The sequence below is a fragment of the Pseudomonas sp. 1D4 genome (genome assembly GCF_001728925.1).
In the GTDB taxonomy this organism is placed as follows: domain Bacteria; phylum Pseudomonadota; class Gammaproteobacteria; order Pseudomonadales; family Pseudomonadaceae; genus Metapseudomonas; species Metapseudomonas otitidis.
Genome location: NZ_LXJQ01000001.1, coordinates 214,806 through 232,213 on the forward strand (window position 1 = coordinate 214,806; position 17,408 = coordinate 232,213).

Consider the following 17,408-nt stretch of genomic DNA (forward strand, 5'->3'; position numbering starts at 1 on the left):
GCGCAGGGAGGCCATAGCCGGAAAGGAGAGCTGCCTTGCCTGGCATAGAAACCTTCGCCGAACGGCTTTCGACCTATCTCGGCCCGGACCAGGTCAACCTGGTCCGCCGGGCGTACTACTACGCCGAACAGGCCCACGACGGACAGCGTCGCCGCAGTGGCGAGGCTTACGTCACGCATCCCCTGGCCGTCGCCAACATCCTCGCCGACATGCACATGGACCATCAGAGCCTGATGGCCGCCATGCTGCACGACGTGATCGAAGACACCGGCATCGCCAAGGAGGCGCTCACCGCCCAATTCGGCGACACCGTGGCCGAGCTGGTGGACGGGGTCAGCAAGCTGACCCAGATGAACTTCGAGTCCAAGGCCGAGGCCCAGGCCGAGAACTTCCAGAAGATGGCCATGGCCATGGCCCGCGATATCCGCGTGATCCTGGTCAAGCTGGCCGACCGCCTGCACAACATGCGCACCCTGGAAGTGCTCTCCGGTGAAAAGCGTCGGCGCATCGCCAAGGAAACCCTGGAAATCTACGCCCCCATCGCCAACCGGCTGGGCATGCACAGCATGCGCGTGGAATTCGAGGACCTCGGCTTCAAGGCCATGCACCCCATGCGCTCCGAGCGCATCCGTGCCGCCGTCCGCCGTGCCCGGGGCAACCGCAAGGAAATCGTCGCCAAGATCGAGGAATCCCTCACCCACTGCCTCGCCCGCGAAGGCATGGAAGGTGAGGTGATCGGCCGCGAGAAGCACCTCTACAGCATCTACAAGAAGATGCGCGGCAAGCGCCGGGCGTTCAACGAGATCATGGACGTCTATGCCTTCCGCATCATCGTCGACAAGGTGGACACCTGCTACCGCGTGCTCGGCGCCGTGCACAACCTGTACAAGCCGCTGCCCGGCCGCTTCAAGGACTACATCGCCATTCCCAAGGCCAATGGCTACCAGTCCCTGCACACCACCCTGTTCGGCATGCACGGCGTGCCCATCGAAATCCAGATCCGCACCCGCGAGATGGAAGAAATGGCCAACAACGGCATCGCCGCCCACTGGCTGTACAAGTCCGCCGAGGACGACCAGCCCAAGGGCACGCACGCACGCGCGCGCCAGTGGGTCAAAGGCGTGCTGGAACTGCAGCAACGTGCCGGTAACTCCCTCGAATTCATCGAGAGCGTGAAGATCGACCTGTTCCCCGACGAGGTCTACGTCTTCACGCCCAAGGGCCGCATCATGGAGCTACCCAAGGGCTCCACTGCAGTCGACTTCGCTTACGCGGTCCACACCGACGTCGGCAACACCTGCATCGCCTGCCGTATCAACCGTCGCCTGGCGCCGCTGTCGGAGCCGCTGCAGAGCGGCGAGACGGTGGAGATCGTCACCGCCCCCGGCGCACGGCCCAACCCGGCCTGGCTCAACTTCGTGGTCACCGGCAAGGCCCGCACCCACATCCGCCACGCCCTCAAGCTGCAGCGCCGCTCCGAGTCCATCAACCTCGGCGAACGCCTGCTGAACAAGGTGCTGGCCGGCTTCGAAAGCAGCCTCGACAAGATCACCCCCGAGCGCATCCAGGCCGTCCTCGGCGAATACCGCCTCGAAGTGCTGGAAGACCTGCTGGAAGACATCGGCCTCGGCAACCGCATGGCCTACGTCGTGGCCCGCCGCCTGCTGGCCAGCGATGGCGAGCAGCTGCCCAGCCCCGAAGGTCCGCTTGCGATCCGCGGCACCGAAGGCCTGGTGCTCAGCTACGCCAAGTGCTGCACGCCGATCCCAGGTGACCCCATCGTCGGCCACCTATCCGCCGGCCGCGGCATGGTGGTGCACCTGGAAAGCTGCAAGAACATCGGCGATATCCGCCACAACCCGGAGAAGTGCGTGCAACTTTCCTGGGCCAAGGACGTCACCGGCGAATTCAACGTCGAGCTGCGCGTCGAACTGGAGCACCAGCGCGGCCTGATCGCCCTGCTGGCCAGCAGTGTCAACGCCGCCGACGGCAACATCGAGAAAATCGGCATGGACGAACGCGATGGCCGCATCAGCGTCGTCCAGCTGGTGATCAGCGTGCACGACCGCGTACACCTGGCCCGGGTCATCAAGAAACTGCGCGCCCTCAAGGGCGTGATCCGCATCACCCGGGTGCGCGCCTGACAGCCCGCTGAACCCAAGGGAGCGAGGCCGTCTGGGCAATCAGCTCACGGCCCGGCCCGCTTCCAAACGCGCCCATCCGGGCATCGCCCGGGGCGTTTTCACGCGTACAAGGAGTTTCCATGAGCAAGACCGTGATCAACAGCGACAAGGCTCCCGCCGCCATCGGCACCTACTCCCAGGCGATCAAGGCCGGCAACACCGTCTACATGTCCGGGCAGATCCCCCTCGATCCCAAGACCATGGAACTGGTGGAAGGCTTCGAAGCCCAGACCGTTCAGGTGTTCGAGAACCTGAAGGCCGTTGCCGAAGCTGCCGGCGGCTCCTTCAAGGACATCGTCAAACTCAACATCTTCCTCACCGACCTGTCCCACTTCGCCAAGGTCAACGAAGTGATGGGCCGCTACTTCGAGCAGCCCTATCCGGCCCGCGCCGCCATCGGCGTGGCCGCGCTGCCCCGTGGCTCACAGGTCGAGATGGACGCCATCCTGGTCCTCGAGTAAACCCGATGGCCGCAGCGGGCTGCCTTGCCCGCTGCACCCGGCCAAAGGAAGGAACCCCGCCATGCGCCAAGCCCTCATTTCCCTGATCTGCGCCGCCCTGCTGACTGGTTGCGCCAGCACGCCCAGTGACCCCAGCGGCGTCTGGATCAACCAGACCGCCATCGACGAAGCCGCCCGTGAAGGCAAGTTGCGCGAGGCCCTGCTCGCCTACGGCCCCAACCTGGAGTGGAGCCTCGACACCCGCGCCGGGACCGCCAACTACAGCAACGGCTTCGAACTGGGCGAGGGCCGCCTGGCACCCCAGGGCAAGGGCCGCTGGCAGGTGGACTTCTACGGCGACGACTACCACGAGCACCTGAACCTCAAGGGCCGCCAGCTGATCCAGGAAGCCAGCGAGAACTTCCCCGAACAGCACTTCGTACGCCCGGCCGAACCCGCCGCCGACGGCGCACCGGAAGGCAGCAGCTTCGAGTACGCCCTCTACAAGACCTACCTCGGCGGCACCTGGAAGATCCTCGAAGGCACGGGGCAGGGCGGCCTGGTGCTGTTCCACCCCGACGGCCGACTGGAAGGGCTGCCCGGCGCCGACCGCTTCGCCCTCTGCCTGGCCGGCGATTGCGCCGCCATGAGCGGCGAAAACGACAGCATGTGGCTGCAACTGGGTGACCAGGGCGCACCCTGGATCTTCGTCCACGACGGCAACCGCCTGGAAATCCTCGAGACCGGCAACCGCGCCCAGATCGACGAGATGCCCGAGTACTACCCCGGCAAGCGCGCCTGGGTACTGGAGCGCCAGTGAAGCCCGGCCGCCACTAAAGGGCACCGACCACCAGCCAGCCTCCCAACAACGCCAGCAGCCCGCCACACAGCCGATCCAGCACCACCACCCGCTGCTGCAGCCAAGCCTGCCAGCGGCGGTGTGACACCAGGTGCACCAGCCCCAGGTCCCAACCCAGCACTACCAGGGTCATCCAGGCCATGCACAGGGCCAGACCCCAGTCGGGCATCTGCGCAGAACGCAGCGCCCCGAACAGCCCGGCATAGAAGATCGGCAGCTTCGGATTGACGCTGCTGGCCAGCAACCCTTCCAGCACACCCCTTCGCCAGGAGCCAAGGCCCGCATCCGCGCTGGCTTCGGGCAGGTCGAGCCGGCGCCGCGCCATCAAGGCCTGAGCACCCAGCCACAGGAAGTACCCCCCACCCAGCAACTGCAGGGCGCGCCACACCCAGCCGCCCTCCGCAGGCAGCAGGCTCAGCGCCAGCAATACCAGCAACATGCTCGCCAGGTTCGCCAAGGCAATGCCCCAGGCACAGCCGGCGGCGTGCAGGCGCCCACGGGTAAGCCCTGCGCGCAACAACAGGAAGAAATCCGGACCGGGTGACAACAGAGCAGCGAAATGGGTACTGGCGACCAGCAGGAACAGAGCGAGCATATGACCTCCACGACAAGGCAGTGGAGTCTCGCCAGGGCCCGGTGCTCGCGTATTGTAAGAAAGTCGGATCGGGCAGGGCGCCCGTCAGCGCAGCGCCTCGCGGCGGAAGCGACCGGGCGTCACCCCGGTGAAACGGCGGAAGGTGCTGGAGAAGTGCGCCTGGTCGTAGAACCCCAACTCCAGCGCCAGGCTCGCCAAGGGCTCACCCGCCAGCAGCCGCTGCTTGGCCTCGCGCACTCGGCGCTGCAGCTGGTAGGTGTGGGGTGGCACGCCATAGACGCGGCGGAACGCCTCGATCAGATGACGGGGATGGCGCTGCAGCAGGTGGGCCAGGTGCTCCAGGCTGACTGCCTCGCGGTAGTGCGACTCCAGGTAATCACGCAACTGAGCAGTCACTCCGCCGTCGCGCGCGCTGACGCCCGTGGGACGCAGACCGCCATGGCGCACGAACACCAGTTCCAGCAACTCCAGCAACTCGCTTTCCAGTGCCAGTGCATCGCCTCGCTCGAACTCCCCGGCCAGGCGTGCCAAGGCCTGGGCCACGGCACCGTCATCACGCGGATTGAGCGCGCCAAACCCCCGTGGCAGAGCCTTGCGCCCGAGCAGGGCCGGCAGACGCGCTTCTTCCACGTAGAGCATCCGGTACACCAGCCGAGGCGACTCGGCGTGTCCCGTGTGGGGCTCCTCAGGATTCATCAGCGAGAGCGTGCCGGCAGGCAGGGCATGCCGCGCCCCTCGGCACTGGTAGCCGCCCACGCCATGCAGGATGGCGCCAATAGCGAAGGCATCGTGGCTGTGACGACCAAAGGGCTGGCCGGAAAAGTCGGCATGGAACAGCTCGACCCCAGGCAGCCAGGCCTTGGCCAGCAGCCGGTTGGCATCCACCTCAGGCGTCCTTGAGGATCGCCGCATAGCCCTCGCGGAAGCTGGGGTACTGCGGCTCCCAACCCAACGCCCGGACCCGGGCATTGCTGCAGCGCTTGCTGCCGGCCCGACGCACGGTGGAGGACTCCGACCAGTGCGTCACCCCCAGGCGCTCGCGCAGCCAGGCCACCACCTCATCAAGCGGTGCCGGTGCATCGTCCACCCCCAGGTAGCAAGGCGCCAGCGGCGTCCCGGCTCGCTCAACACGCAGCAAGTGGGCCAGCAGGCCGGCAGCATCGTCGACGTGAATGCGGTTGCCGTAGAGCGGCGGCTCGCTCGCCACCCGGTAACCCATGCGTACCTGGCTCAGCAGCCATTCGCGGCCTGGCCCGTAGAGCCCTGTCAGGCGCACCAGGGTGGTCGACAGGCCACTGTCCAGCGCCAGTTGCTCCGCCTCGCGCATGACGCGCCCCGAGTAGCCATCGGCCTCGGCAGGGGAATCCTCGTCGATCCACTCGCCATCGCGCTGCCCATAAACGCCGCTGCTGGAGACGAACAGCAGGCGCCGGGGCTGCTGCCCGCTCTCGCGCAACCAGGCCAGCACGTGGCGCAGGCCCTCGACATAGGCCGCGCGGTAGCCCGCCTCGTCATGGCGGCTCGCCGCCACGCAGAACACCACCGCATCGAGCGCGCCCATCGGCCACTCGGCAGGCCGCTCGGGACACTCCAGATCACCTGCGATGGGCAGCACGCCCTCCGGCAGTGCCGAGACATTTCGCCGCAGGCCGTGGACCCGCCAGCCCTCAGCCAACATCCTCAGGGCCAGTCGGCTGCCTACATCACCACAGCCAGCAATGAGCAAACGCGGGGATTCGGACATGGGAGCGTCTCCGTAAAAGTGCTGAGAATAAGGGCTCGGGCGGGGTGATGCGAAATCGCGTGCGTCCGTCCGGATCGCCGCGGAGGGGTTACATTATCACTTTTACAAACAAGAATTACTTGCAATAATGTTCCGCCTTTGTCCGCGACAGCACCTAACAGCGGGCGAAACCGCAATTAACCTTCAGGTCCGGCCATGAAACCTATTGCACCCAACGCCCAGCCCGCTTCGCTTTCCCGTCGCGCCCGTCCCCTGGCGGCGCTCCTGCTCGGCCTGGCCCTGCTGCCTGCAGGCGCGGCCTTCGCTGAGGAGCCCACCGCAGCACCGGTCAACGCCGCAGCCAGCACCCAGCCTGCGGCAACGCCGGCCGTGGCCACCCCGGCTGCGACGCCAGTCGAAAGTGTCCAGGCAGGCGCCGGCGCGCCTTCTGCTCCGACCAACGCCGAGCTGCTGAGCACGCTCCAGGCCCTCGGCCCCCAGGCAACCCCGGAGCAGATCCGCGACACCGCCCGCCAGACCCTGCAGGCACAAGGCGTGGCCCCGGAAGAGATCGACAAGACCCTCGCCGCCATCGACCAGGGCCTGAGCCTGGGCAACGACCTCGCCGCCGCCCTGGCCGGCACCGCGCCCGAAGCCGTCGAAGAAAGCCTGCCGGCCCACGACCTGTCGCCCTGGGGCATGTACCAGAACGCCGACATCGTGGTGAAAGGCGTGATGATCGGCCTGGTGCTCGCCTCGATCCTCACCTGGACCATCTGGCTGGCCAAGAGCATCGAGCTGCTCGGTGCCAAGCGCCGCCTACGCCGCGAGCTGGTAGCCCTGAAGGCCGCGCGCAACCTGCCGGAAGCCGCCGACAAGACCGCCGCCCCGAACAACCTGTCCCAGGTGCTGGTGCAGGACGCCCTCGACGAACTGAAGCTCTCGACCAACACCCGCGAGAAGGACGGCATCAAGGAGCGCGTCAGCTTCCGCCTGGAGCGCCTCGTCGCCGCCAGCGGCCGCAAGATGAGCATGGGCACCGGCGTGCTCGCCACCATCGGCTCCACCGCGCCCTTCGTCGGCCTGTTCGGCACCGTGTGGGGCATCATGAACAGCTTCATCGGCATCGCCAAATCCCAAACCACCAACCTCGCCGTGGTCGCCCCCGGCATCGCCGAGGCCCTGCTGGCCACCGCCATGGGCCTGGTCGCGGCCATCCCCGCCGTGGTCATCTACAACGTCTTCGCCCGCTCCATCACCGGCTACAAGGCCCAGGTCGCGGACGCCTCCGCCCAGGTCCTGCTGCTGGTCAGCCGTGACCTGGACCACGCGCCGGCCGACCGTGCACCGGCCCCGCACATGGTCAAAGTGGGCTGATCCATGGGACTGCATCTGAACGAAGGCGGTGACGATCTCCAGGAAAGCCACGAGATCAACGTCACCCCATTCATCGACGTCATGCTGGTGCTGCTGATCATCTTCATGGTCGCGGCGCCCCTGGCCACGGTGGACATCAAGGTCGACCTGCCAGCCTCCACCGCCAAGCCCGCGCCGCGCCCGGACAAGCCCATCTACCTGAGCATCAAGGAAGACAGGAGCCTGTTCCTCGACAACGACCCGGTGAACCAGGCGCAACTGGCCGCCGTACTCGACCAGCGCACCGGCGGCGACAAGGAAAAGACCATCTTCGTCCGTGGCGACAAGGCGGTGGACTACGGTCGGTTGATGGAAGTGATGGACGCCCTGCGCGGCGCCGGCTACCTGAAGATCGGCCTGGTGGGACTCGAGACGGTCGGGAACTAGATGAGCCAGGCAAAGCGAAACCTGTCCTGGGCCATCAGCCTGCTGGTGGTGCTCGGCCTGCACGTCGCCCTGTTCTGCTGGGCCCTGTTCTGGAAGGTCAGCGCCGAGCCCATCGAGCTGCCACCACCGGCCATGATGGTGCAACTCGAACCGCTGCCGGCACCTACTCCGCCACCGGCCCCACCACCGCCCCCTCAGGTTGAGCCGGAGCCCGAGCCGCTGCCGAAGCTGGCCGAAGCGCCCAAGCCGACCATCGCCATCGCGCCGAAGCCCAAACCCAAGCCGAAACCGCCGAAGCCCAAGCCCCCGGAGCCCAAGCCCGAGCTGAAGCCCCAGGAGCAGGAGTCGCCCAAGGAGCAGGTGGCCGCGCCCACGCCGCCGGCACCGCCGAGCGACGCCAAGCCCGCCGCCCAGCAGGAGAGCATGGCCAGCGCCATGACCCAGGCCCGCGAGACCTGGCAGAGCAAGCTGCTGGCCCACCTGGCCAAATACAAGCGCTACCCGGAAGACGCCCGTCGTCGCAACATCGAAGGGGTCAACCGCCTGAGCTTCACGGTGGACGCCGAAGGCAAGGTCCTGGCCTACGCCCTCACCGGCAAGTCCGGCAGCGCCTCGCTGGACCGCGCCACCCTGGAAATGATCCGCCGCGCCCAGCCGCTGCCCCCTCCGCCACCGGAGATTCTGGTCAACGGCTCGCGGGAAGTGACGGCCCCCTTCGTCTACTCCCTGCGCAAGGATCGTCGCTGAGCGACCGCCGCCCCGCCTGGGGCGGCACAGCGGTTGGTTCCATTGACTGCAGCCGCTATGCTTGCGCCTCTTCAATGGAAAATCGCTATGACCCTCACCGAACTGCGCTACATCGTCACCCTCGCCCAGGAACAGCATTTCGGGCGTGCCGCCGAACGTTGCCACGTGAGCCAGCCGACCCTCTCCGTCGGGGTGAAGAAGCTCGAGGACGAACTGGGCGTACTGATCTTCGAGCGCAGCAAGAGCGCCGTGCGCCTGACGCCGGTCGGTGAGGGCATCGTCACCCAGGCCCAAAAGGTCCTCGAACAGGCCCAGGGCATCCGCGAGCTGGCCCAGGCCGGCAAGAACCAGTTGGCTGCCCCGCTCAAGCTCGGCGCCATCTACACCGTCGGCCCCTACCTCTTCCCGCACCTGATTCCCCAGCTGCACCGGGTCGCCCCGCAGATGCCGCTTTACATCGAAGAGAACTTCACCCACGTCCTGCGCGACAAGCTGCGCACCGGCGAACTGGACGCGATCATCATCGCCCTGCCGTTCGCCGAAGCCGACGTGCTGACCAAGCCGCTCTACGACGAGCCCTTCTACGTGCTGCTGCCCGCCGACCACCCCTGGACGGCGAAGAAGACCATCGACAGCGAGCTGCTCAACGACAAGAGCCTGCTGCTGCTCGGCGAGGGCCACTGCTTCCGCGACCAGGTGCTGGAAGCCTGCCCGACCCTGCGCAAAGGCAGCGAGGAAGCCGCCCGCCACACCACCGTGGAATCCAGCTCCCTGGAGACCATCCGCCACATGGTCGCCTCCGGCCTGGGCGTCTCGATCCTGCCGTTCTCCGCCGTCGACAGCCACCACTACGCCCCCGGCGTCATCGAGGTCCGCCCGCTGACCCCGCCGGTGCCGTTCCGCACCGTAGCCATCGCCTGGCGCGCCAGCTTCCCGCGCCCCCGCGCCATCGAAGTGCTGGCCGACTCCATCCGCCTCTGCTCGGTCGCCCGCCCCCAGGCTGAAGGCGAAACCAGCGCCACATGACCGAACTGGCACAGGTCCCGGTCACCGCGCTCAAGGGGGTGGGCGAGGCGCTGGCCGAAAAGCTCGCCCGGGTCGGCCTGGAGAACCTCCAGGACATCCTCTTCCACCTGCCGCTGCGCTACCAGGACCGCACCCGCGTGGTGCCCATCGGCGCCCTGCGCCCCGGCCAGGATGCCGTGATCGAAGGCCAGGTGACCGGCGCCGACGTGGTCATGGGCAAGCGCCGCAGCCTGCTGGTGCGCCTGCATGACGGCAGCGGCTCGCTGAGCCTGCGCTTCTACCACTTCAGTAACGCCCAGCGGGACGGCCTCAAGCGTGGCACCCAACTGCGCTGCTATGGCGAGGTACGCCCCGGTGCCTCCGGCCTGGAGATCTACCACCCCGAGTACCGCGCCCTGAACGGCGACGAGCCGCCACCGGTGGAACAGACCCTCACGCCCATCTACCCGACCACCGAAGGGCTGACCCAGCAACGCCTGCGCAACCTCAGCCAGCTCGCCCTGGCACGCCTCGGCCCCCACAGCCTGCCCGACTGGCTGCCGGACGAACTGGCCCGCGACTACCGCCTCGGCCCGCTGGACGAAGCCATCCGCTACCTGCACCGGCCGCCGCCGGATGCCGACCTCGAAGAGCTCGCCGAAGGCCGCCACTGGGCCCAGCACCGCCTCGCCTTCGAGGAACTGCTCACCCACCAACTGTCCCTGCAACGCCTGCGCGAACAGCAACGGGCCCAGGCCGCGCCAGAGTTGCCCCCGGCCAAGGACCTGCCGCGTCGCTACCTGGCCAACCTGGGCTTCCAGCCCACCGGCGCCCAGCAGCGCGTCGCCGCCGAGATCGCCTATGACCTTGCCCAGCCCGAGCCCATGCTGCGCCTGGTGCAGGGCGACGTCGGCGCCGGCAAGACCGTGGTCGCCGCCCTGGCCGCCCTGCAGGCCCTGGAGGCCGGCTACCAGGTCGCGCTGATGGCCCCCACCGAGATCCTCGCCGAGCAGCACTACCTCAACTTCAGCAAGTGGCTGGAGCCGCTGGGCATCGAAGTCGCCTGGCTCGCCGGCAAGCTCAAGGGCAAAGCCCGTGCCGCTGCCCTTGAACGCATCGCCGCCGGCGCCCCGATGGTGGTCGGCACCCACGCCCTGTTCCAGGACGAAGTGACCTACCGCCGCCTGGCCCTGGTGATCATCGACGAACAGCACCGCTTCGGCGTGCAACAACGTCTGGCCCTGCGCTGCAAGGGCATCGACGGCCGCCTCAGCCCGCACCAGCTGATCATGACCGCCACCCCCATCCCGCGGACCCTGGCCATGAGCGCCTACGCCGACCTGGACACCTCCATCCTCGACGAACTCCCCCCCGGGCGGACGCCGGTGAACACCGTGCTGGTGGCCGACAACCGCCGCGAGGAAGTGATCGAGCGCGTGCGCGCCGCCTGCCACGAAGGGCGCCAGGCCTACTGGGTCTGCACCCTGATCGAGGAATCCGAGGAGCTGACCTGCCAGGCCGCCGAGACCACCTACAAGGAACTCTCCCTAGCCCTCGGCGACCTGCGCGTCGGCCTGATCCACGGGCGCATGAAGGCCCCCGAAAAGGCCGCCGTGATGGACACCTTCAAGCGCGGAGAACTGCAGCTGCTGGTGGCCACCACCGTGATCGAGGTGGGCGTCGACGTGCCCAACGCCAGCCTGATGATCATCGAGAACCCCGAGCGCCTCGGCCTGGCACAACTGCACCAGTTGCGCGGCCGCGTCGGCCGGGGCAGCGCCGCCAGCCACTGCGTGTTGCTCTACCACCCGCCGCTGTCCCAGCTTGGGCGTGAGCGCCTGGGCATCATGCGCGAGACCTGCGACGGCTTCGTCATCGCCGAGAAGGACCTGGAACTGCGCGGCCCCGGCGAGATGCTCGGCACCCGCCAGACCGGCCTGCTGCAGTTCAAGGTGGCCGACCTGATGCGTGATGCCGACCTGCTGCCGGCCGTGCGCGACGCCGCCCAGGCTCTGATGGAACGCTGGCCGCAGCATGTGAGTCCGTTGTTGGAGCGCTGGCTGAGACACGGCCAGCAATACGGGCAAGTGTGATCCAGCGCACAGTGCACCGGTCGCCTGACCCATCAGTCCTGATGGCTGCTCGTTATACTCCGGGCAGTCGCTTTTGAAGCCGGATACCGCCATGACCGAAGTCGCATTCGCCCCGGACCAGGAACCCCACGCACCCGACGTGATCCTGCAGCTGCTGGACAAGCTGGGCATTGCCAGCCAGGTCCGCGCCGACACGCCCGACCTGCCGGCCGAGCGCCGGGTCCAGGCGGTGCTGCTGGAGGATGCCGTCGGCGCCCTGCTGGTGCTCTACCCGCGCAGCCAGCTGCTGGACCTGAACCGCCTCGCCGAGCTCACCGGCCGCAAATTGGTCACCATCAAGCCCGAGCGCTTCGAGCGCATGCTCGGCAAGCACGACCTGAACACCCTGCCGGCCCTGCCGCCGCTGACCAGCTCGCCGTGCCTGTACGACGAACGCCTGCTGCAGGAGCCCTCGCTGCTGATCGACTCCGGGCACACCGGCCTGGTGCTGGAGATCCCCACCGAGCAGTACCGCCAACTGCTCAGCAAGGCCAGCGCCGCCCGTTTCGGCGAGCCGCTGGACGGCATCCGCCTGAACCTCGACCGCCCGGACAACGACCGCGCCGAGATCAGCCAGGCCGTCCAGGCCTTCACCGCCCGGCGCATCCAGCAGCGCCTCGAGGAAACCATCGAGATCCCGCCGCTGCCGGAAACCGCACAGAAGATCATCAAGCTGCGGGTCGACCCCAATGCCACCGTCGACGACATCACCGGCGTGGTGGAGACCGACCCGGCCCTGGCCGCCCAGGTGGTGAGCTGGGCCGCCTCGCCGTACTACGCCGCACCGGGCAAGATCCGCTCGGTGGAAGACGCCATCGTCCGCGTGCTGGGCTTCGACCTGGTGATCAACCTGGCCCTCGGCCTGGCCCTGGGCAAGACCCTGAGCCTGCCCAAGGACCAGCCCCAGCAGGCCACGCCCTACTGGCAGCAGGCGGTCTACACCGCCGCCGTGATCGAAGGTCTGACCCGCGCCATCCCCCGCGCCCAGCGCCCGGAGGCCGGCCTCACCTACCTCGGCGGCCTGCTGCACAACTTCGGCTACCTGGTCCTGGCCCACGTCTTCCCGCCGCACTTCTCGCTGATCTGCCGGCACCTGGAAGTGAACCCGCACCTGCCCCACAGCTACATCGAGCAGCACCTGCTGGGCATCACCCGCGAGCAGATCGGCAGCTGGCTGATGCGCTTCTGGGACATGCCCGAGGAACTCTCCACCGCCCTGCGCTTCCAGCACGACCCGAACTACGACGGCGCCAACCACGCCTACCCCAACCTGGTGACCCTGGCCGTTGGCCTGCTGCGCCAGCGGGGTATCGGCATGGGCCCGCAGATCGCCCTGCCGGACGGGCTGTTCGAGCGCCTGGGCCTGTCCCGGGAGAAGGCCGAGGACGCCGTAAGCAAGGTGCTGGAAGCCGAAGCCGCGCTCCGCGAGCTGGCCTCCCAGTTCAACCACTGAGTCATGCGCATCACGAAAAAGGGCCCCTCGGGGCCCTTTTTGTCGTGCGCGGAATCGCCCGCTACTTGAGCAGCGCCCGGCGCTTCGCGAAAACTCCGGGCAGCGCCTCCAGGCTTGCATCCAGCAGGCGCTTAACGGCCGGCCGCTCGTAGAGTTCGGCGTAGGCCCGGACCTGCTCACTGGGCATCTGCCGGTAGGCGTAGAGCATGAAGGACTGCACCGCCTGAGCGCTGCTGGCGCGGATACCGTCGGCCTGCTGGGCGGTCTGCTGGGCCAGAGCTGCCTCGCTGATGCGCTCGCCGCGCTGGTGCAGGCTGAGCAGCGCCAGGGTCTTGCCCACCTCGTAGCGCAGCAGGGCCGCCAGGTCGGTGGTGCGGGCCGCGCGGTCCAGGCGGTGTACCAGCTCCACGCGGTCGGCCCGGGGCGGCTTGTCGGCCAGTTGCTTGCGGTAGTCCACCAGCCCATCGTCCACCTCGCGCTCGGCGGCGGTGAAACGCCGGGCCAGCTCGCTGTCCAGCGCCTGCTCGACCTCGGCCAGTTGCGCCGCCTCCAGCCGAGGGGCCACGGCCGCCGCCAGATCGGCGCACACCGCCTCGGCGGCAAAGGCGCTGGCCAGCTGCTGCTGATAGGACTCGGGCGCACCCCGCTGCAGCAGCGTGCCGCTCTGCTCGCAGAGCAGGCGCACGCCGACCAGCTCAAAGGCACGGTCCAGCGTGGCGGGCACAGGAGAGGCGGGGGCGGCGAAGGCAACAGCGCTGGCGAGCAGCAGGGGCAGGGCGATCAGGACTCGCATGGGCAAGCCTCCATCAGGACGACGCGGGCGTGCGCCTCGCGGGGCGCGCCCGTTCAGCCTAGCGAAACGCCTGGAGGCTCACCAGCGAAGGGGCTCAGGCCGCCTGCTTGTCGGCGGGCTTCTTCTTCGGCACCAGGTGCTTGGTCAGGCCCTGGAACCACAGCACCAGCGCCGGGTTGCCCTGGATCTGGATGTCCTTGTTCTGGATGCCCTGCATGAAGGCCAGTTGCTTGTTCTTCGCGTTCATGGTGGCGAAGCCGTAGGCGCCATCCTTGAAGCCGATGGCGAAGGCCGGCGAAGCCGTCACGCCACGCTTGCTGGTGATGCGCTGATCCTTGACCACGAAATGACGGGCCACCTTGCCATCGAGGGTGTGCAACTGGAACACCAGGTCCTTGCCGGCCAGTTGCTCGCGGAAGGCGGCATTGTCACGGCTGGCTTTGGCCATCATGCGGCCCAGAACCCAGAGCAGGAGTCGGAATTTCATCGGCGAGCGCCTCGGTCGGAAGGGGAACGGGCGCGCATTGTAGCGATTTGCGAACGGGACTACAGCCCAGCCGGGAGATGGGTGGAATGCCAACGAGGCACGGGCGCCGCCTGCATGACAGCGTCCGATACGGGCTCCGACGCGCACCCATATCGGACGCTCGCTCAACACTGAATGGCCATCGCCGGAGCCTGAGGCTCGGTGCCGAGGCCCATGAACCTGCGCACTCGCTCGGCCGCGCGGTCATGGCGAATCTGCTCCGGTGCGGCATCCAGTTGCACCAGACCGTTCTCCATGAAGACGACGCGATCGGAAATCGACATGGCGAAGTCGATCTCATGGGTGACGATGACCATGGTCATGCCCTCGTTCGCCAGCCTGCGGATCACGTTCAGCACATCCCCCACCAGCTCGGGGTCGAGCGCCGAGGTCGGCTCGTCGAACAGCATGATGTCCGGCTCCATGGCCAGCGCCCTGGCAATCGCCACCCGCTGCTGCTGCCCGCCGGACAACTGGTGCGGGTACTTGTCGGCGTGAGCCAGCAAACCCACCTTGTCGAGCAACTGATAGGCACGCTGCACCGTCAGCGCACGATTATCCCCGTGGTGGATCGGTGCCAGGGTGACGTTGTCGAGAAGGGTCCGGTGGGGGAACAGGTTGAAGCTCTGGAAGACCATCCCGATGTGGGTGATCTTCTTGCGCAACCTCCCGCTGTTCGGCCTGTCGCCCGCCTCGATGATCACCTCGCCGAACAGCTCGATGCTGCCCTGGTCGATCCCTTCCAGGCCGTTGATCGTGCGAATCAGCGAGGTCTTGCCGGACCCCGAAGGGCCAATGATGGAGACGACCTGCCCGGCCTCCACCGCAAGGTGAATCCCCTTGAGCACCTCGTGGTGGCCATAGCGCTTGTGGATGTTGCGCAAGCGCAGGGCCGGCACCCCGTCGGGTGAGCACGACGGCCGGGGGGCAGGGCGCGCGTCCTGGAACCGGCTGCGCAGGTCGGCAACCTGGGAGTCGCTGAGCGTCTGCGGCTTGCGACGCCCCAGCTCCAGGTGACGCTCCAGGCCCTGCAGCAGCTTGCCGAACACCGTGACGATCAGCACGTAGTAAACCGCCACGGCCGCCAGGGTCTCCATGACCAGGAAGTTCTGCGCATACAGGCGCTGGCCGACCGTCAATATCTCGGTCAGCGAAATGACCGAGACCAGCGAGGTCAGCTTCACCACCGTGATGTACTCGTTGATCAGCGTCGGCAGCGCAATGCGGAACGCCTGAGGCACGACGATCAGGCGCTCGATACCGAACATCCCGATGCCCAGGGCACGCCCCGCCTCTTTCTGCCCCTTCGCCACCGCGATGATGCCGCCGCGATGAATCTCGGCCATGTAGGCCGTCTCCGTGACCACCAGCGCAATCAGCCCGGAATAGAACGGGCTCATCAGCACACTCCCGGTCGCGGGAAAGGCCTGCGGCAAGTTGTAGACGAACACGACCAGCACCAGCAGGGGGACACTGCGGAAGAACCAGATGTAGGTCGAAGCGGCCGAACGGACGAACCGGTTGCGAGCCATCTTCGCCAACGCCAGCAGAAACCCCGCCACCAGGCCAATGCCCCACGTCAGGGCGCTCAGTTCGATCACCACCACGCAGGCTTTCCAGAACGCCGGCATGGAAAACAGCGAGATAAAGTACATCCAATCAAATTGCATAACCACCTCACCCGGAAGACGGATAACAAGCGAACAGGCGCGTGCTCAGTTCGGGGCGGCTTCCAGGTTGTACTTCTCGAGGATGGCCGCGTACTCGCCATTGGCCTTGATCCTTTCAAAGGCGGAGCGAAGTGCCTCATAGGTTTCGCTGTTGTTCTTCTTGACGAAGATGCCCAGCGTTTGCGGGTAGATCTGCTTGTCGGAGGCAATCGCCAGGCGATCCCCCGTGCGCTCCAGGATCATCCTGGCGGCGGCCCCCATCTCCACCTGGGCCTGCACGTTGCGCGACAGCGTGGCCTGGGTGACCTCCGGTCCGGACGGGTATTCATTGACCACGATTGCGCCCTTGCCCTGAGGCTCGCAGTAGGAGGAAGACAGCGAGCGGAACTCGGCAACCCAGGCAGAAGCCTGCAGGAGACCGAGCGTGGTGCCGCACAGGTCCTCCGCGCGGCTGATCTTCAGCTTGCTGCCCTTCGGCACCAGAACGGACGCGCCCGACTGCGCATAACCCAGGGTTTGCGTCTGGGTCTGCCGTTCCGGCGTGATGTACATGCCCGAGATCACCGCATCGTAGTGGCCGGCATTGAGCCCCATGATCAGCGACGGGAACTTGGCATCGATGATCGTGAGTTCCACCCCCATCTGCCTGGCGAGTGCAGCGGCAAGCTCCGGATCAGCCCCGACGATGCGCTGCTGATCGTCATAGGACCCGAAAGGGGGGTAGGTCGCCTCCATGGCCACTTTCAGTACGCCAGGCGATTTCGTCACACCGGCCATGGCAGGGGCGGTGATCGCAACGGACACAGCGAGGGTGATGCACTGGATTGCACGGCTCTTGATGATCATGGGCACGCTCCACAACGTTGACTTCGCGTGGGCCAGGCTGTGTGGGTTATTGACCTGGCCCGGGCATTGAAACGCCTGAACGGACATTCCTGTCCCCCTCCCTCATCCGGGGGGCGCGGATCGTTGAAAGAGCGAAGCTCGGTGTGAAGCGAGGTATTTTTCTTGTTCATATGACCCCGGCACCTTCGGTATCGGCAGGACGCGGGCTCGAAAGGCCCGCCATCACCGCCCAGGTTTGCGGATCAGGGTATTCAGCTCAGCCCGGGGCGTACCCCGTTACGACTCCCAGGCTGTTACCCCTCCGGGCAATCCCTGCTGCTTCAAGCGTGTCGTCCTGATCGAAGCGGTCGCGTCCAACGAGGACCTGCAATACCGCCTCTACCTGCACCTGCGGGCCCCAGTATGGGTGAATGAAATCCGGCAACAATCGAAATTAATTGAACGCTGATGCCTGGTTTCATTCACCAATTGTCCTTTTGAGATGCCCTTGCCCGGTGTCCCAGGGAAACGGGGGCGTGCTGCACCCACGACGGTGCGAGCACACACAGCCAGGGCGGTACATCAGTGGGCAGGGCGTGGCACAGAAACGGCCGAAGGCAGGCAATACAGGAGGAGAAACAGGCCGAGCAGGGA

Annotated in this window: 16 protein-coding genes; 9 read left to right on the forward strand and 7 right to left on the reverse strand. The window is 67.0% G+C overall.

The window, feature by feature from the left end:
* The first annotated feature begins 35 nt into the window (after positions 1 to 35).
* The 3 genes from spoT (at position 36) to A7D27_RS01065 (ending at position 3,443) form a co-directional block, all read left to right on the forward strand.
* Positions 36 to 2,144 carry a bifunctional GTP diphosphokinase/guanosine-3',5'-bis pyrophosphate 3'-pyrophosphohydrolase gene (gene spoT / locus A7D27_RS01055; protein ID WP_044400662.1) on the forward strand — a complete coding sequence of 703 codons (2,109 nt, stop codon included), beginning with the start codon at positions 36 to 38 and terminating at the stop codon, positions 2,142 to 2,144.
* Between the two features lie 119 nt (positions 2,145 to 2,263).
* Positions 2,264 to 2,644 carry a RidA family protein gene (locus A7D27_RS01060; protein ID WP_044400660.1) on the forward strand — a complete coding sequence of 127 codons (381 nt, stop codon included), beginning with the start codon at positions 2,264 to 2,266 and terminating at the stop codon, positions 2,642 to 2,644.
* Between the two features lie 61 nt (positions 2,645 to 2,705).
* Positions 2,706 to 3,443: a hypothetical protein gene (locus A7D27_RS01065; protein WP_069563865.1), complete on the forward strand. Its 738-nt coding sequence runs from the start codon at positions 2,706 to 2,708 to the stop codon at positions 3,441 to 3,443.
* A 13-nt stretch (positions 3,444 to 3,456) separates the two neighbouring features.
* Here A7D27_RS01065 and A7D27_RS01070 read toward each other — a convergent pair whose 3' ends face one another.
* From A7D27_RS01070 to A7D27_RS01080, 3 genes are all read right to left on the reverse strand, one after another.
* On the reverse strand, positions 3,457 to 4,077 hold the full coding sequence (locus tag A7D27_RS01070; protein WP_069563866.1) for a LysE family translocator: 621 nt from the start codon (positions 4,075 to 4,077) through the stop codon (positions 3,457 to 3,459).
* A gap of 84 nt (positions 4,078 to 4,161) precedes the next feature.
* Positions 4,162 to 4,962 carry an AraC family transcriptional regulator gene (locus A7D27_RS01075; protein WP_069559582.1) on the reverse strand — a complete coding sequence of 267 codons (801 nt, stop codon included), beginning with the start codon at positions 4,960 to 4,962 and terminating at the stop codon, positions 4,162 to 4,164.
* Position 4,963: 1 nt separating this feature from the next.
* Positions 4,964 to 5,821 carry an NAD-dependent epimerase/dehydratase family protein gene (locus A7D27_RS01080; RefSeq protein WP_069563867.1) on the reverse strand — a complete coding sequence of 286 codons (858 nt, stop codon included), beginning with the start codon at positions 5,819 to 5,821 and terminating at the stop codon, positions 4,964 to 4,966.
* 195 nt (positions 5,822 to 6,016) lie between these two features.
* On the opposite strand from A7D27_RS01080, the gene exbB reads away from it, so the two are divergent.
* The 6 genes from exbB to A7D27_RS01110 all read left to right on the forward strand — a co-directional run bounded on the left by exbB (position 6,017) and on the right by A7D27_RS01110 (position 12,940).
* Complete coding sequence (exbB, locus tag A7D27_RS01085) at positions 6,017 to 7,177, forward strand: tonB-system energizer ExbB (RefSeq protein WP_069563868.1); 1,161 nt, start codon at positions 6,017 to 6,019, stop codon at positions 7,175 to 7,177.
* A 3-nt stretch (positions 7,178 to 7,180) separates the two neighbouring features.
* Positions 7,181 to 7,603, forward strand: coding sequence for a TonB system transport protein ExbD (gene exbD, locus A7D27_RS01090; protein ID WP_069563869.1), 423 nt, complete (start codon positions 7,181 to 7,183; stop codon positions 7,601 to 7,603).
* Positions 7,604 to 8,350: an energy transducer TonB gene (locus A7D27_RS01095; protein WP_069559585.1), complete on the forward strand. Its 747-nt coding sequence runs from the start codon at positions 7,604 to 7,606 to the stop codon at positions 8,348 to 8,350. It begins immediately after the preceding gene.
* 87 nt (positions 8,351 to 8,437) lie between these two features.
* Positions 8,438 to 9,376, forward strand: a complete 939-nt coding sequence (locus tag A7D27_RS01100) for a hydrogen peroxide-inducible genes activator (RefSeq protein WP_069559586.1) — start codon at positions 8,438 to 8,440, stop codon at positions 9,374 to 9,376.
* Positions 9,373 to 11,448 (forward strand): ATP-dependent DNA helicase RecG, encoded by a 2,076-nt coding sequence (gene recG / locus A7D27_RS01105; RefSeq protein WP_069563870.1) that lies wholly within the window; start codon positions 9,373 to 9,375, stop codon positions 11,446 to 11,448. The genes A7D27_RS01100 and recG overlap by 4 nt, the downstream gene beginning before the upstream one ends.
* 91 nt (positions 11,449 to 11,539) lie before the next feature.
* Entirely contained in the window at positions 11,540 to 12,940 is a 1,401-nt protein-coding gene (locus tag A7D27_RS01110; RefSeq protein ID WP_069563871.1) for an aminoacyl-tRNA deacylase and HDOD domain-containing protein, read from the forward strand.
* Between the two features lie 61 nt (positions 12,941 to 13,001).
* Here A7D27_RS01110 and A7D27_RS01115 read toward each other — a convergent pair whose 3' ends face one another.
* From A7D27_RS01115 to A7D27_RS01130, 4 genes are all read right to left on the reverse strand, one after another.
* Complete coding sequence (locus tag A7D27_RS01115; RefSeq protein ID WP_069563872.1) at positions 13,002 to 13,733, reverse strand: hypothetical protein; 732 nt, start codon at positions 13,731 to 13,733, stop codon at positions 13,002 to 13,004.
* 94 nt (positions 13,734 to 13,827) lie between these two features.
* Positions 13,828 to 14,220 carry a helicase gene (locus tag A7D27_RS01120; protein WP_069563873.1) on the reverse strand — a complete coding sequence of 131 codons (393 nt, stop codon included), beginning with the start codon at positions 14,218 to 14,220 and terminating at the stop codon, positions 13,828 to 13,830.
* A 164-nt stretch (positions 14,221 to 14,384) separates the two neighbouring features.
* Positions 14,385 to 15,929: an amino acid ABC transporter permease/ATP-binding protein gene (locus tag A7D27_RS28900; protein ID WP_069559591.1), complete on the reverse strand. Its 1,545-nt coding sequence runs from the start codon at positions 15,927 to 15,929 to the stop codon at positions 14,385 to 14,387.
* A gap of 45 nt (positions 15,930 to 15,974) precedes the next feature.
* A complete protein-coding gene (locus A7D27_RS01130) occupies positions 15,975 to 16,769 on the reverse strand; it encodes a transporter substrate-binding domain-containing protein (RefSeq protein ID WP_371914802.1) in 795 nt (264 codons plus the stop codon).
* Positions 16,770 to 17,408 lie beyond the last annotated feature (639 nt).

Bases quoted from the DNA above. Each gene is read 5' to 3' on its own strand.
- A7D27_RS01060 (WP_044400660.1), top strand. From the start codon at position 2,264: ATGAGCAAGACCGTGATCAACAGCGACAAGGCTCCCGCCGCCATCGGC.
- A7D27_RS01065 (WP_069563865.1), top strand. From the start codon at position 2,706: ATGCGCCAAGCCCTCATTTCCCTGATCTGCGCCGCCCTGCTGACTGGT.
- A7D27_RS01070 (WP_069563866.1), bottom strand. From the start codon at position 4,077: ATGCTCGCTCTGTTCCTGCTGGTCGCCAGTACCCATTTCGCTGCTCTG.
- A7D27_RS01080 (WP_069563867.1), bottom strand. From the start codon at position 5,821: ATGTCCGAATCCCCGCGTTTGCTCATTGCTGGCTGTGGTGATGTAGGC.
- exbB (WP_069563868.1), top strand. From the start codon at position 6,017: ATGAAACCTATTGCACCCAACGCCCAGCCCGCTTCGCTTTCCCGTCGC.
- exbD (WP_069563869.1), top strand. From the start codon at position 7,181: ATGGGACTGCATCTGAACGAAGGCGGTGACGATCTCCAGGAAAGCCAC.
- A7D27_RS01095 (WP_069559585.1), top strand. From the start codon at position 7,604: ATGAGCCAGGCAAAGCGAAACCTGTCCTGGGCCATCAGCCTGCTGGTG.
- A7D27_RS01100 (WP_069559586.1), top strand. From the start codon at position 8,438: ATGACCCTCACCGAACTGCGCTACATCGTCACCCTCGCCCAGGAACAG.
- recG (WP_069563870.1), top strand. From the start codon at position 9,373: ATGACCGAACTGGCACAGGTCCCGGTCACCGCGCTCAAGGGGGTGGGC.
- A7D27_RS01110 (WP_069563871.1), top strand. From the start codon at position 11,540: ATGACCGAAGTCGCATTCGCCCCGGACCAGGAACCCCACGCACCCGAC.
- A7D27_RS01115 (WP_069563872.1), bottom strand. From the start codon at position 13,733: ATGCGAGTCCTGATCGCCCTGCCCCTGCTGCTCGCCAGCGCTGTTGCC.
- A7D27_RS01120 (WP_069563873.1), bottom strand. From the start codon at position 14,220: ATGAAATTCCGACTCCTGCTCTGGGTTCTGGGCCGCATGATGGCCAAA.
- A7D27_RS28900 (WP_069559591.1), bottom strand. From the start codon at position 15,929: ATGCAATTTGATTGGATGTACTTTATCTCGCTGTTTTCCATGCCGGCG.